10 protein-coding genes and 1 riboswitch are annotated in these 13,313 nt (G+C 68.6%); of the genes, 5 read left to right on the forward strand and 5 right to left on the reverse strand.

What is annotated here, in order from left to right:
- The first annotated feature begins 50 nt into the window (after nucleotides 1–50).
- Nucleotides 51–1,871 carry a methyl-accepting chemotaxis protein gene (locus ACFYLW_RS02965; protein WP_390182765.1) on the forward strand — a complete coding sequence of 607 codons (1,821 nt, stop codon included), beginning with the start codon at nucleotides 51–53 and terminating at the stop codon, nucleotides 1,869–1,871.
- A gap of 60 nt (nucleotides 1,872–1,931) precedes the next feature.
- Here the strand turns inward: ACFYLW_RS02965 and metB are convergent, their stop codons facing one another.
- Together metB and ACFYLW_RS02975 are read right to left on the reverse strand one after the other, a co-directional pair.
- Entirely contained in the window at nucleotides 1,932–3,113 is a 1,182-nt protein-coding gene (metB, locus tag ACFYLW_RS02970; protein ID WP_390182767.1) for a cystathionine gamma-synthase, read from the reverse strand.
- On the reverse strand, nucleotides 3,110–4,177 hold the full coding sequence (locus ACFYLW_RS02975) for a homoserine O-succinyltransferase (RefSeq protein ID WP_390182768.1): 1,068 nt from the start codon (nucleotides 4,175–4,177) through the stop codon (nucleotides 3,110–3,112). Before ACFYLW_RS02975 ends, metB begins: the two co-directional genes overlap by 4 nt.
- An 80-nt stretch (nucleotides 4,178–4,257) precedes the next feature.
- A riboswitch (SAM riboswitch) is annotated at nucleotides 4,258–4,381 on the reverse strand.
- 436 nt (nucleotides 4,382–4,817) lie between these two features.
- Between ACFYLW_RS02975 and ACFYLW_RS02980 the strand changes: the two genes are divergently transcribed.
- Nucleotides 4,818–6,551: a Gfo/Idh/MocA family oxidoreductase gene (locus ACFYLW_RS02980; protein ID WP_390182769.1), complete on the forward strand. Its 1,734-nt coding sequence runs from the start codon at nucleotides 4,818–4,820 to the stop codon at nucleotides 6,549–6,551.
- A gap of 2 nt (nucleotides 6,552–6,553) precedes the next feature.
- Nucleotides 6,554–7,516 (forward strand): homoserine kinase, encoded by a 963-nt coding sequence (locus ACFYLW_RS02985; RefSeq protein WP_390182771.1) that lies wholly within the window; start codon nucleotides 6,554–6,556, stop codon nucleotides 7,514–7,516.
- An 8-nt stretch (nucleotides 7,517–7,524) separates the two neighbouring features.
- Here the strand turns inward: ACFYLW_RS02985 and ACFYLW_RS02990 are convergent, their stop codons facing one another.
- Entirely contained in the window at nucleotides 7,525–8,808 is a 1,284-nt protein-coding gene (locus ACFYLW_RS02990; RefSeq protein WP_390182772.1) for a hypothetical protein, read from the reverse strand.
- Nucleotides 8,809–8,977: 169 nt separating this feature from the next.
- Between ACFYLW_RS02990 and ACFYLW_RS02995 the strand changes: the two genes are divergently transcribed.
- On the forward strand, nucleotides 8,978–9,919 hold the full coding sequence (locus ACFYLW_RS02995; protein ID WP_390182773.1) for a DUF5996 family protein: 942 nt from the start codon (nucleotides 8,978–8,980) through the stop codon (nucleotides 9,917–9,919).
- A gap of 3 nt (nucleotides 9,920–9,922) precedes the next feature.
- On the opposite strand, the gene thrC is transcribed toward ACFYLW_RS02995, so the two are convergent.
- Complete coding sequence (thrC, locus tag ACFYLW_RS03000) at nucleotides 9,923–11,311, reverse strand: threonine synthase (protein ID WP_390182775.1); 1,389 nt, start codon at nucleotides 11,309–11,311, stop codon at nucleotides 9,923–9,925.
- Between the two features lie 154 nt (nucleotides 11,312–11,465).
- On the opposite strand from thrC, the gene ACFYLW_RS03005 reads away from it, so the two are divergent.
- Nucleotides 11,466–12,410 carry an aspartyl protease family protein gene (locus tag ACFYLW_RS03005; RefSeq protein ID WP_390182777.1) on the forward strand — a complete coding sequence of 315 codons (945 nt, stop codon included), beginning with the start codon at nucleotides 11,466–11,468 and terminating at the stop codon, nucleotides 12,408–12,410.
- Nucleotides 12,411–12,414: 4 nt separating this feature from the next.
- Here ACFYLW_RS03005 and ACFYLW_RS03010 read toward each other — a convergent pair whose 3' ends face one another.
- Complete coding sequence (locus tag ACFYLW_RS03010; RefSeq protein WP_390182778.1) at nucleotides 12,415–13,266, reverse strand: neutral zinc metallopeptidase; 852 nt, start codon at nucleotides 13,264–13,266, stop codon at nucleotides 12,415–12,417.
- Nucleotides 13,267–13,313 lie beyond the last annotated feature (47 nt).

Here is a 13,313-nt window from a genome sequence, read left to right on the forward strand (position 1 = left end):
AACAGCGCGCGGTTAGGGAGAGGCTGTAGTCTTCCCCCCGAGCGTAGAAAATGCTGCAGAACCTGTCCGTACCCAAGAAGCTGATACTGTCCTTCGCCGCCGTCATCGCGGCCTGCGGGACGGCGACCATGGTGGTCCTCTGGGCCGTGACGGTGCTGCAGCGCGCCGACGCCGCCAACGCCGCCTCCGCCGACATGTTCAAGGCCTCGGACCTGGTGCTGGCCGCCGCGGTCGAGCAGCAGAACGCCATGCGCGCCTATGTTGCGACGCGCGACGCCGACTTCATTCCCAAATACGAGGAGCCGGGCAAGGTTCTGGTGTCGCGGCTGGCCGACCTGGCCGCCGCCGACGTCGACGCCGCCTATGGCCAGGAGCAGGCGGCGCTGAAGGGGGCGGTCGACGCCTTCCACCAGAGCGCCGACGGCCTGATCGCGCTGGCCCGCGACCCCGCCACCCAGCCGCAGGCCGTGGCTGGTCTGGAAGCCGGCGCCCGCTTGTCGGATATCCGCGCCGCCATCACCTCGATTCAGGACAAGGAGGCGGTGGTCGCCGCCGAAAACGCCGAGGCCAAGGCTGTCGCTTACAAGGGGGCATACTGGAGCTTCGCCATCGGCGGGGTCGTGGCCCTGGTCGTCGCCCTGGGGGCCATCGCCTGGCTGATCGGGGCGCTGAGCCGCCCGGTCGAGGCCATGACGCGCGCCATGGTCCGTCTGGCGGGCGGGGATCTGAACGTCGCCATTCCCGCGATTGGCCGTCGCGACGAGATCGGCCACATGGCCGACGCCGTCCTGACCTTCAAACAGAACGCCGAGGAGAAGGTGCGTCTGGAGGCCGAGGCCGAGGTGCAGCGCGCCGCCGCCGAACAGGCCCGCATCGCCCAGGCCGAACGCGACGCCGAGGCCGCCCGCCAGCAGGCCCAGGTCGTGGACGGCATCGCCGCGGGTCTGGACCGCCTGTCCAGCGGCCAGTTGGCCTTCCGTCTGAACACCGCCTTCGCGCCCGAATACGAAAAGCTGCGCGCCGACTTCAACGGGGCCATGGCCAAGCTGCAGGAGACGATGCGCGTCATCGTCGACCGCTCCAGCGCCATCGGCGCCAGCGCCCATGAGATCAGCCAGGCCTCCGACGACCTGTCGCGCCGCACTGAGCAGCAGGCCGCTTCGCTAGAAGAAACCGCCGCCGCTCTGGAGCAGATCACCGCCACCGTGGCCCGTTCCGCCGAGGGTGCGGTCGAGGCCGGCGGCGTCGTCGACGGCGCGCGTCACGAAGCGCTCGAAGGTCAGGCCGTCGTTGGTCGGGCCATCGTCGCCATGGGCGAGATCGAGCAGTCCTCGAACGAGATCGGCAACATCATCGGCGTGATCGACGAGATCGCCTTCCAGACCAACCTGCTGGCCCTAAACGCCGGCGTCGAGGCGGCGCGTGCGGGCGAGGCCGGTCGCGGCTTCGCCGTGGTCGCTTCGGAAGTGCGGGCTCTGGCCCAGCGCTCGGCCGAGGCGGCGAAAGAGATCAAGACCCTGATCTCGGCCTCCAGCCGTCAGGTCGGCGAGGGCGTGGCCCTGGTCGGCGACACCGGCCATGCGCTGGAACGGATCGCCGAACAGATCACCCGCCTGACCGCCATCGCCCGCGAAATCTCGGCCTCGTCGCAGGAGCAGTCCAGCGGCCTGCAGCAGGTCAATATCGCCGTGGCCCAGATGGATCAGGTGACGCAGCAGAATGCGGCCATGGTCGAGGAATCGACCGCCGCCAGCCATTCGCTGGCGCAGGATGCACGCGAGCTGGACCGGATGATGGGGCAGTTCTCGCTGGAAGAGGCGGCGATGGATGCGCGCGGTCAGCAGCGGATGCTGGCGCGGGCGGTGGCCTGAGGCCTGTAGCGCGAGTGAAAATGAGGGCCTCTCCGGCGCACCGGAGAGGCCCTTTTCGCATCAGGCCGCCTGCTGCAGCACCAGGGCGTCGAGGGCCTGAACCAGGTCGGCCAGGATGTCGTCCTGATGCTCCAGCCCGACCGACAGGCGGATCAGCCCGTCGGTAATGCCGGCGGTGACGCGAGCGTCCGGCGTCATGGCGGCGTGGGTCATGGTGGCCGGGTGGGCGATCAGGCTTTCGACCCCGCCCAGCGACTCCGCCAGGGTGAAGATGTCGAGGGCTTCGATCAGACCGCGCACGGCGTCGGTTCCGCCGTTCAGTTCGAAGCTGAGCATGGCGCCGGGGCCGGACTGCTGGCGCGCGGCCAGGGCATGGCCGGGGTGGGATTTCAGACCCGGATAGTGGACGGCCTTGACCGCCGGGTGCTGTTCCAGGGCGGCGGCGACCAGGCCGGCGGTGGCCTGCTGGCGCTCGATGCGGGTGAACAGGGTGCGTAAGCCCCGCAGGGTCTGATAGGCGTCGAACGGCGAGCCGGTGACGCCCAGACAGTTGGCCCACCAGGCCAGTTGCTCATGATCCGCCGGGTCTGCTGCGATCACGGCGCCGCCGACCACGTCGGAGTGGCCGTTGATGTATTTGGTGGTCGAGTGGACGACGATGTCGGCGCCCAGCTCCAGCGGGCGTTGCAGGGCGGGCGACAGGAAGGTGTTGTCGGCCACGACCTTGGCGCCGACGGCATGGGCGCGACGACAGACGTCGGCCACGTCCACGACGCGCAGCAACGGATTGGACGGGGTCTCGATCAGCACCAACTTCGCCCCGTCGGCGAGGGCGGCGTCCAGCGCTTCGCCGTCGTTCTGATCGACGAAGGCGACGCGGAAGTGGCCTTTCTTCGCGCGGGCGCACAACAGGCGGTGGGTGCCGCCGTAGCAGTCGTGCGGCGCGATCAGCAGCTCGCCGGGGTTGAGAAGGCTCAGCGGCAGGTCGACCGCGGCCATGCCGGTGGCGGTGACGACGGCGCCGGCTCCGCCTTCCAGCTCGGCCAGGGTCTCGGCCAGAACGTCGCGGGTCGGGTTGCCCGAGCGCGAGTAGTCGTATTTCCGCTTTTGGTCGAAGCCGGCGAAGGAATAGTTGGACGACAGATACAGCGGCGGCATGACCGCGCCGTGGGCCGTATCCTTGTCGACGCCCGAGCGGGCGGCGATGGTGCGGGGATCGGCGGGACGGGCGGCGCGGCTCATTGGTCGATGTCCTTCAGTACGGAAGTCAGGATGTCGGCGACCAGGGCGTCTTCCTTCAGGAAGGCGTCGTGGCCGTACAGGGAGGGGTGCTGTTCGAAGCGCCAGAGATTGGGCAGGCGCGCGGCCAGTTCCCTCATATCGTCGATGGGGCACAGGCGATCGGTGGTGAAGCCGATCAGGGTGACGGGGGCGGTGATGGCCTCCGGCTCGACCCGGTGGCGGTCGATGGAATCCGACAGGCTGAGCCAGCGCGAGGGCGTGGTGCGGTCGCGGTAGGCTCGGCCGCGCGCCGTCAGATAGTCGCAGACGGGATAGGCCTGCCCCGCATGGCTGGGGGCCTCGGAATCGAAGCGCTCGCCGAACTCGTCGGGGGTGCGATAGGTGGTCATGGCCAGCTCGCGGGCCAGACCGACCGCCTGATCCACGCGGCCGGTCTCTAGGCCCAGTTGCAGGATGCGACGCTGGATGCCGCGCCAGGCGGTGGCCAGGGGGTGAGGGCGGTGGGCGGCGGACACCACCACCAGCTGCTCGGCCCAGTCGGGGAAGAGCTCGCCAAAGGCCAGGGCGATCATGCCGCCGTAGGAACAGCCGATGAAGGCCGCGACCTTGTCGACGCCGAGGTGGTCCAGCAGCAGGGCCAGCAGCCGCGCCTGATCTTGGGTAGTGATGGTCAGCGGGGTCTTGGCGTCCTTGACGCCGTCGCCGAATTCCGGCGCGAAATCAAAGGCCAGGACGCGGAAGCGGGTCAGGTCGATAGGGGCGCGAACGCCCACGGCGCCCGACCACCAGCCCAGGCCCTTGGTCTCGGTGCGATGGACGTAGCGGTCGGCCGAGATGCCGCCGGCCACGACGATCAGGGGGGCGCCGGCCTTGCCGTGCAGGCGGCCGACCACCTGCTTCTGGTTCAGGGTTCCGCCGAAATCGAGCGGGAAGCCGTCGGGGATGGGGACGAAGACGTCATGGGCCCCGTCGCGCGACAGCAGCTCGGACGGACGGCGTGCGGACGCAGGCCGACAGGCGGGCTCTTCAAAAGGGGCGACGGGGTCGATCAGGGCCAGGGTCATGGGTCTCGGTCACTCAGCAAAACGGCTCGCCAAGGAACCCATGCAGTGACAGACCGTGGAGCTTCGCCTCGTCGATGCTCCACCCATCTCTCGCGGTTTTCAGGTCGCCCCGAAAACCCCGCAGGAGTTGGCACCGTTTCGGGCGGAACCCGATGGTTGCCCCGGCGTCAAAGGGCCTAATCCCTCAGCCGGTCTTGATGAGTGACTTTACGTTGCGGTTGCGAAGGGCGCCGGTCAAGCGAAAAAATTCACCCCAATTTGGCTTGGTGCGGGATGAGGGCGGTGAAAACGCGCTTTTTGCGCTCGTTCGGGAAAAAATTGTTCTTTCGGGGCTTGACGCGACGCGGGGTCGTGCACCACCCTTTGGCTCAGGATTTTCAATCGGACGCCGCCTGTGCTTGACCGCCTCGCCAGCATGATGACGACCCTGATCGCCGCTTCGGCGACGGGCCTTGTCGCGTCCACGATTACCACCGGTACCACCACCACCATGCCCTTGCGGGCGGGGACCGGATGATGCGCGCCGACTAGGCGAAAAACGCAAAAACCGAACACCCCGCCCGGACCCCCGGGCGGGTTTTTTTATGGCCCGAGCCCACCCCAGACCTCCTCCCCAGACCCCGCCTTCAGGATCACCCCGATGCCCGCTTCCGCCCTCGCTCTCGTCGCCGATCAACAGAAACCCCAGCCCGTCCCCAAGGCCGAGGTCGTGGTGCTGAAGTTCGGCTCGTCCGTCCTGCGCAACGCCGCCGAAGCCCCCGCCGTGGCCTCGGAAATCTATGGCCACGTCCGCGCCGGGCGGAAGGTGGTGGCGGTGGTTTCGGCCCTGTCGGGCCACACCGACCGGCTGCTGGCCGACGCCCGCGCCCTGGGTCTGGATCACGAGAACGAGCTTCTGCCCGCCTATGTGGTGCTGGGCGAGGAGAAGGCGGCGGCCCTGGTCGCCATCGCCTGCGACCGGGTGGGACTGGACGCGGTGGGTCTGTCGGTACGGGAGCTGGGCATCGTGGTCGAGGGGCCGGCGCAGCACGCCCGCCCGGTCAGCCTGAAGGGCGAGCGTCTGCAACAGGCCCTGGCCGAACATGAGGTGGTGGTGGTCCCCGGCTTCGGCGGGGTGCGCGCGAACGGGCGCGTGGCCCTGCTGGGACGTGGCGGATCGGACCTGACGGCGGTGGTCCTGGCCGCCGAGCTTGGTCTGGACCGGGTGCGTCTGGTGAAGGATGTGGACGGCCTCTACGACCGCGATCCGGCCTGTGAAACGGGCACGCCGCTGCGCTATCGCCGCGCCAGCTGGGAGACGGCGCGCCAGCTGGGCGGCGCCCTGGTCCAGCATGACGCCATCGATCTGGGGATGCAGCACGGGGTGGAGATCGAGGTGGCGGCTCTGGGCCGCGCCGAGGGCACGGTGGTTGGCGAGCGCGGGGCCCCTCCCGGCCCGGTCCAGCCGGAGGCGCCGCTGCGCGTGGCTCTGGCCGGCTGCGGCGTGGTCGGCGGCGGTCTGCTGAACCGTCTGCTGCCGGACAAACGCTATGAGGTGGTGGGCGTTCTGGTTCGTAATCCGGGCAAGAAGCGCGATGTGGCGGCGCCCGCCGATCTGTTCACCAACGACGTCGAGGCCCTGCTGGCCAAGAAGCCCGATCTGGTGCTGGAGGCCCTGTCCGAGGGCGAGGCCGGGCACGCCCTGATCCGCCGCGCGCTGGAGGCTGGCTGCGACGTGGTCAGCGCCAACAAGCAGGCCGTGGCCCGCGACCCGGCGGGCTTGCAGGCCCTGGCCGCCGCCAATGGCTGTCGCGTCGCCTGGTCGGCCTCGGTCGGCGGCGGGGCGCCGATGATCGAGACCCTGCGCGCCGCCCGCGCCGCCGGTCCGGTCGCCGGGTTCGAGGCCGTGCTGAACGGCACGGTCAACTTCATGCTGCAACGTCTGGGCGAGGGCGCGGCCTTCGCCGACGCCCTGTCGGACGCCCGCGTGGCGGGCTTCGCCGAGGAAGATCCGTCCTCGGATCTGGAGGGCCACGACGCCGCCGCCAAGGTCAAGCTGCTGTCGTTCGAGGCCTTCGGCCGCGCCCCCGCCGACCTGCCGCGCGACGAGCTGTCGGCCGAGACGCCGCTGGGCGACCGTCCGGTGCGCCAGATCGGCGCCTGCCATGATCGCGACGGGCATCTGGACGCCTCGGTCCGTCTTGACGGCGACCTGAAAGACGCGCTCTTCCAGTCGCTGAACGGAGAGAGAAACGCCTTGAAAGTCTATGGCCAGGACGGTCGCGTCTGGACGTGCAAGGGCCGCGGCGCCGGGCGCTGGGCCACGACCGAGAGCGTGCTGGCCGATGTGGCCGACGTGGTGCGCGCCCGTCGCGCGGCGGCGGAGCTGGTCTAGATATGGCTGTCTTCACGCCCGTCACGCCGGATCAGGCCGCTGACTATCTCATGCGTTACCCCCTGGGCGATCTGGTCGCGCTGATGCCGATCGCCGAGGGGGTCGAGAACACCAACTACAAGATGGAGACGACGTCCGGCGCCTATGTCCTAACCCTGTTCGAGGGGCGGACGGACGCGGCGTCGCTGCCGTTCTGCCTGGGCCTGACGCGGCATCTGTCGGCGCGCGGGTTTCCGACGCCGTCGCCGGTGGCGGACCGACAGGGCGAGCTGATCGGCCATCTGAACGGCCGCGCCTCCGCCATTTTGAACTGGGCGCCCGGCGCCTGGAAGCGCCAGCCCTCGGACAAGGAGCAATATCGCGCAGGGCAAGTGCTGGCCCTGCTGCACCTCGACGCCGCCGACTATGCGGTCGAGCGCCAGAACCCGGTCGGACCCGAGGCCTGGGCGGCGCTGGCCGCGCGCTGCGACGGCCCCGCCAAGGGCGTGGACCGCAAGATGCTGGATCAGATCAAGGCCCTGCTGCCGCGTCTGGCCGAGCCGTGGAGCGATCCCGCCCTGCCGCGCGGGCCGATCCACGCCGACTACTTTCCGGACAACGTCCTGTTCGCCGTCAACGAGCACGGCCAATGCGACGTCGGCGGGGTGATCGACTTCTATTTCGGCTGCACCGACGTCCTGGCCTATGATCTGGCCATCGCGCTCAGCGCCTGGGGCTTCGACGCTGAGGGCCGCCCCATGCACTCGGCCCTGCGCGCCTTCCAGAAGGGCTATGAATCGGTGCGTCCCCTGACGCCCGCCGAGGCGGAGGCCCTGCCGGGGCTGGGCGCGGCGGCGGCGGTGCGCTTCACCCTGACCCGCCTGCACGACCGCCTGTTCCACGACCCCGCCAACCTGGTCACCCCCAAGGACCCGGCCCCCTTCTTCCGGCGGCTGGACTACTGGAAGGCGGCGGAGGTGGTTTAGGGGGCTTGTCAGCGATTGAGCGCCGCCACTAGGAATCGGCCGAGTCTTGTCCAATAGGTTCTCAGTTCAGTCTCCATTGGCGCAAAATCCGGTGAGTGGATGTAGCGCTGCATGCTCGCAACGGAGATCAACTGATCATTTTGTCGAATCCGTTCTAGTTCATCGAAGTAGGCTCGGTCGATCAACTGACGATTAAGTAGGTCGGTAGAGACTGCGCCAACTTTCCGGGCCAGATTGTCGGGCGGGTTCAGTCCATGCTCATGGATGTAGCTCTCGACCGCCAACTCCATGAGAATCCTCATTAGGGCCGAAGTGGCGTTGGGATGGTCTCTGAGCGTGACCGATTGCAACTCTTCCCATATCGCTCGCACGCGCTGTTGTGCGGCAACCCATTGAATGTGGGGTGCGTCGCCGGGGATGAAAGTCGCCGCTAGCCGTGGAGGAGGTGGATTGCGCCTCGGCTGTCTAACTGCTCCTCCGGCGGCGGCGGGTTCTGGCAGGCGTTCATCTTCCACCGGCAGGACGCCCTCGCCCTGCAAGCGGTTGAGGTAAGAACGTTTTCCTTCGTTGTTCCACAGGTCGCCAAGGGTGACGATCTGATTGGACAGGTCGCTAGCAATCCTATGGAGAGCGTCAGTGACTGCGCCGTCTTCATGAGTTAGGCGAAACCGTCGCCCTGCCGTGCTGATGCCGGCGCGATTGCGAAATTCTTCGGAGGATAGAAGTCGAGTCAGAGTTGACCAAGGGATGTTGCCTTCCGGAAGGCGGTTCGCTTGATCTAGCAGGCGCTCGATCTCGGCTGCGACATTGATGCCACCGCCTTGCCCCGTGCGCTCAACAAAATTCAGCTTGGCGCGATCATTCCATCCGAGTTGTCCCACTCCCTTCTGCGACCCTGTGTGTCGGCGGAAAAGGATGTTGTCGATGAGGTTTCGGTCTTGCTCAACTTGGCACGTCAAATGATCGGGAAGGCGTTCGAGCGCCTGCTCATGTAGTTCAGCGAAGTGCGCTCTCAATTCAGCGGTTGGTGCGCGTTGAGGGTTGAGGAGCAACTTCACGCAAGTCACTCTCCGGTTGCCGTCGAAAACGACGTAGGTGCCATCCACGGGCATTACCAGAGGAGGTTCATATACCGCGCCGACAGCGGCAATATCCGCCGCCAGAGTGCGCATTTGACCGTCATGAAGGCGGAATAGCTCAGCAATGGCGAGGTCTTCGTTGAGCACCTCTCCGTGGCGGTCGTTTGCCTGATTTACTCTCAGGTCGAGGACTTCCAGATTTTCGTAAGTCATATGCTTCCCCACTGATCGCTCAACGAACAAGATTATGCACACGTAAGCTTGGCCGGGGAGACCTAAACGAGAGGGGCAACCTCAGCGCTGCTCCCGGAAGTCGGCTCGGCCTCATGCAACGATCTCGCCGCGAGGGCCTTTGAGGCAGGGGGCAGCGAGGAGGCTGAGAATGGCGGCGCGCGCGGACGCATGGCCCGAACTGTCGGCGGCGCGGCTGTGGCCGACGATGGAGACGTTGCAGCTGTGGGCGCAGATCGTCGGCAAGACGCGGCTGTCGCAGACGCCCTGGCTGAACCACGGCTGGCACGTGACGCTGCGGGTTTCGGCGCGGGGGCTGACGACCGGCCTGATGCCGCACGGCGCGGTCGGGTTTTCGATGGAGTTCGACCTTGTCGCCGGGGCCCTGATCATCCGAGTCAGCGACGGGGGCGAGCGCCGGATCGTGCTGAAATCCGGGACGGTGGCCGACTTTTACGCCGAGGTTCAGGAGGCCCTGACCGCCCTGGGCGTGGCCTGCCACATCGACCTGACGCCGGATGAAATGGCAGAGGCGACGCCCTTTCCGCTGGATGAGCGGTTTCGACACTATGATCCCGAGGTCGCGCGTGACTACTGGCGGGCGTTGGTGCAGGTCGACCGGGTCTTCAACCTGTTCCGCACCGGGTTTCTGGGCAAGTGCAGCCCGGTTCACCTGTTCTGGGGTGCCTTCGATTTGGCGGTGACGCGGTTCTCGGGACGGCCCGCGCCCCTGCATCCGGGCGGGGTGCCGAACCTGCCCGACGCAGTCACGCGCGAGGCCTATTCGCACGAGGTGGCCAGCGCGGGCTTCTGGCCCGGCGATCCGGGGCGCGAGCCGGCCTTCTACGCCTATGCCTATCCCGCGCCGGCGGGGTTCGAGGCGGCGGCGGTGGCACCGCCCGCGCACTGGGACGCCGGGCTGGGCGAGTTCGTCCTGCCCTATGCGGCGGTCAGGGCCGCAGACGACCCCGACGCCGCCGTCTGCGCCTTTCTGGAATCCACCTACGAGGCCGCCGCCGATCTGGCGGCCTGGGACCGGGAGGCGCTGGAATGTCCGCGCGGCACGCCGCGCCATCCGCGTCTGGTGGGGTAGTCCTTAGTTCGCGAAACCCTTCACCGCCGCCAGGGCGGCTTCGGCGGTGTTGTCGATGATGGTCAGGCGCTCGGCCTGGTCGCCCAGGGCGCGGATGACGGGGGCGGGTTCCGGCTCGAAGCCCAGGACGTCCGAGACGAAGGCGCCGAACTTGGACGGGTGGGCGGTCGACAGGGCGACGACCGGGCCGTCAGCGCGGTCCAGCTGACGCGCGGCGGCCAGGGCCACGGCGGTGTGCGGGCAGACGACGCGGCCCCAGGCGGCGTGGGCGTGGGCGATCTCGGCCTTGGTCGTCGCCTCGTCGATGGAGACGGCGGAGACCTCGGCCTTCAGTGCGGCCAGCAGGTCAGGCGATAGGGTGACGGACCCGTCGCGGGCGAAGGTCTCGAACACCGCGCGGGTGGCCTCGGCGTCGCGGCCCGAGGCTTCATAGACCAGGCGTTCGAAGTTGGAGGGGGCCTGCACATCCATCGACACGCTGCCGCTCTCGACGGCGGGGCGTCGGGCATAGACGCCCTGGTTTATGGCGCGGGCCAGGGCGTCGTTCTGGTTGACGGCGGCGGCGAAGCCCTTGACCGGCAAGCCCATCTTCTTGGCGGCGATGCCGGCGAAGGCGTCGCCGAAATTGCCGGTGGGGACGACGAAGGTCGCCGCCTGACCCAGCTGGGCCGTGGCCGAGACATAGTAGGGAATCTGGCCCGCCAGACGGCCCCAGTTGATCGAGTTGACCGACGACAGGCGGCGGCCTTCGCGCAGGCTCTCCTCGGCCAGAAGGCCTTTCACCAGACGCTGGCAGTCGTCGAAGTCGCCGCGCACGGCCAGGTTCAGGACGTTGTCGGCCTGGACCGTGGTCATCTGCTTGCGCTGCACCGGCGAGACGCGGTCCAGCGGGTGCAGCACCACCAGGTTGATGCGCTCGGCGCCGGCGAAGGCGCGCACGGCGGCGGCGCCGGTGTCCCCGCTGGTGGCGGTCAGCAGGGTCAGCTTCTGGCCGGTCGCGGCCAGGGCCTCGTCCGACAGGGCGGCGACCAACTGCATCGCCAGATCCTTGAAGGCGGCGGTCGGGCCGTGGAACAGCTCCAGCACGAACAGGCCCGGCTCCAGCTCGACCAGGGGCGTCACCGCCGGATGGTCGAAGCCGCGCGTCAGGCGGTCCAGGGCGCGGTCGAGCGCGCCGGCGGGCAGGGCGTCGCCGATGAAGGGCGAAATCGCTTCTTTCGCCATCTCCGCATAGGTCCGGCCGGGACGCGCAGCGTCGGCGGGCAGGGTCGGCCAGGCCTGCGGCATGTAGAGGCCGCCGTCGGGGGCGATGCCGCGCAGCAGGGCGTCGGCGAAACTGGTCGGGGCGGCGTCGCCGCGCGTCGAAAGATAGCGGTCAGGGGAGGCGGTCATGTCGGGTCGTTTCTAGCCGTCGTTCGGCGCTTCGTCATGATTATTTTGCGCTTGCGAAGGCGATTTCGCGATTTTGCGCAACAAGATGGCGATGCGGGGCGTGCGGCGCCGGCGGGGCTGGCGTCTCGCCGCTGTCCGGTCCATGTCAGGGACCATGAGACGCCGTTCCTTCCTGATCCGCGCGGGCGCCGCCGCGGCCGCCGTGGGCGGCGGCCTGTGGTTGAAGGATCATGTCATCTGGCGGCGGCCCCGCCTGACCTTCCCCGAGGGCGGGACCAGCGGCTGGTCGTCCTTCGTGGTCGCGGACGCCGCCACGCCGACGGTGCGGGTGCGGATCGCCGGACGCGAGGTCACCGCCCTGATCGACAGCGGCGCCCAGTATTCGGTGATCGACCGGGCCCTGGTCGAGGCCCTGGGCCTGACGACCTTCTTCGACATGCCGTTGGTGGCCTATGGCGTCGGCGGTCAGCCGCAGGTGGGGCGCGGCGTGACGCTGGACCTGAGCATCGGGTCGCTGGGCGTCGGCGCGCTGCGGGCGGCCATCCTCGATCTGGGGCCTATCGCCTCGGCGGAGGGGCTCGGCGCACCTTTGGTGCTGGGGCAGGATCTACTGGGCGAGGCGGTGCTGGGACTGGACATGAAGCGCCGTCGGGCACGGTTTGCCGATCCGGGCGGCCATGTCGTCTCGCCCGCTCTGCGTCAGGTTCCGGTCAGACGCAGCGGTACGGCGCTGACTGCCGAGGTCACGATTGAGAGCGCGGTTCTGCGGGCGGTGGTCGATACGGGCTTTTCGTCCCTGATCGCCCTCAGCCAGGGCGCGGCCGAGGCGGCGGGCCTGCTGGACGGTCGGCCCGAGACCGCCGGGTCCAGCATCGTTCTGGGCGGCGTGGCGCGGGCGCGGGTGATCGAGGCGCGGACCGTCACCTTCGGCGACGACCTGTGGCGCGGGGTCGCGACGCCGGTCTTCGCCGACTCGCCCTTGCCGAACTATCCCGACGCCCTGCTGGGCATGGCGGCGTTTGACGATCGCGACGTGAGCCTGGACCTGGGGCGAGGGCTTTTGCACGTCTCGCCCCAGATGGACTTGACGGTGGGCTAGGGCGTCACAGCCCCTTGAAGGTGTCGCAGGACGCCGGATCGCCGGTCTGATAGCCGCGTTGCAGCCACTCGACCCGCTGGGCCGAGGAGCCGTGGGTGAAGCTTTCGGGCGAGACGCGGCCGCCGCCACGACGTTGCAGCGCATCGTCGCCGATGGCCTGGGCGGTCTTCATGCCTTCCTCCAGATCGCCCGGCTCCAGCGCCACCTGACCGCCGGACACGGCGGCGGCGTTGCGGGCCCAGACCCCGGCGTAGCAGTCGGCCTGAAGCTCCAGCGCGACGGAATACTTGTTGCCCTCGGCCTGTGAGCGCGCGGCCTGCTGGGCGCGCTGCACCTGTTCGCTGGCGCCGGTCAGGGTCTGGACGTGGTGGCCGAATTCATGGGCGATGACATAGGCCTTGGCGAAGTCGGCGCCCGAGGCCCCGAGCTTGGTCTCCATCTCGCGCCAGAAGCCGAGATCCAGGTAAACCTTCTGGTCGGCCGGGCAGTAGAAGGGGCCCATGGCCGACTGGCCGAAGCCGCAGCCGGTCGAGGTGCCTTGTTCATAGAGGACGGTGGTCGGCGGGGTGTAGCCGCGCAGCTTGGTCTTCCAGACGTCGTTGATGTTGGAGCCGATGACCTCGACGAACTGGCCCGCTTGATCGTCGGGCGAGCCCATCTTGCCGGCCTGTTCGGACTGGCTGGCGCCGCCGAATTGGCTGGCGACCTGCTGGGTGGTGTTGGGATCGATGCCGAAGACGAAATAGCCGATGGCCGCCAGCACCAGAACCCCGATGCCGCCGCCGGCCACAGCGCCGCCGCCCATGCGGCGCCGGTCTTCGATGCCGCCGCCGCGCCGTCCGCCCTGCCAACGCATGATGTCGTCTCCGCCCTGAAATCCCGCCCCAAGCTAGGCGAAAACGC

Source organism: Brevundimonas sp. NPDC007368 (assembly GCF_042869015.1).
In the GTDB taxonomy this organism is placed as follows: domain Bacteria; phylum Pseudomonadota; class Alphaproteobacteria; order Caulobacterales; family Caulobacteraceae; genus Brevundimonas.

What these genes read in the sequence shown, in the direction of transcription:
- ACFYLW_RS02965 (WP_390182765.1), top strand. Translation starts at nt 51, where the DNA reads ATGCTGCAGAACCTGTCCGTACCCAAGAAGCTGATACTGTCCTTCGCC.
- metB (WP_390182767.1), bottom strand. Translation starts at nt 3,113, where the DNA reads ATGAGCCGCGCCGCCCGTCCCGCCGATCCCCGCACCATCGCCGCCCGC.
- ACFYLW_RS02975 (WP_390182768.1), bottom strand. Translation starts at nt 4,177, where the DNA reads ATGACCCTGGCCCTGATCGACCCCGTCGCCCCTTTTGAAGAGCCCGCC.
- ACFYLW_RS02980 (WP_390182769.1), top strand. Translation starts at nt 4,818, where the DNA reads ATGCCCGCTTCCGCCCTCGCTCTCGTCGCCGATCAACAGAAACCCCAG.
- ACFYLW_RS02985 (WP_390182771.1), top strand. Translation starts at nt 6,554, where the DNA reads ATGGCTGTCTTCACGCCCGTCACGCCGGATCAGGCCGCTGACTATCTC.
- ACFYLW_RS02990 (WP_390182772.1), bottom strand. Translation starts at nt 8,808, where the DNA reads ATGACTTACGAAAATCTGGAAGTCCTCGACCTGAGAGTAAATCAGGCA.
- ACFYLW_RS02995 (WP_390182773.1), top strand. Translation starts at nt 8,978, where the DNA reads ATGGCGGCGCGCGCGGACGCATGGCCCGAACTGTCGGCGGCGCGGCTG.
- thrC (WP_390182775.1), bottom strand. Translation starts at nt 11,311, where the DNA reads ATGACCGCCTCCCCTGACCGCTATCTTTCGACGCGCGGCGACGCCGCC.
- ACFYLW_RS03005 (WP_390182777.1), top strand. Translation starts at nt 11,466, where the DNA reads ATGAGACGCCGTTCCTTCCTGATCCGCGCGGGCGCCGCCGCGGCCGCC.
- ACFYLW_RS03010 (WP_390182778.1), bottom strand. Translation starts at nt 13,266, where the DNA reads ATGCGTTGGCAGGGCGGACGGCGCGGCGGCGGCATCGAAGACCGGCGC.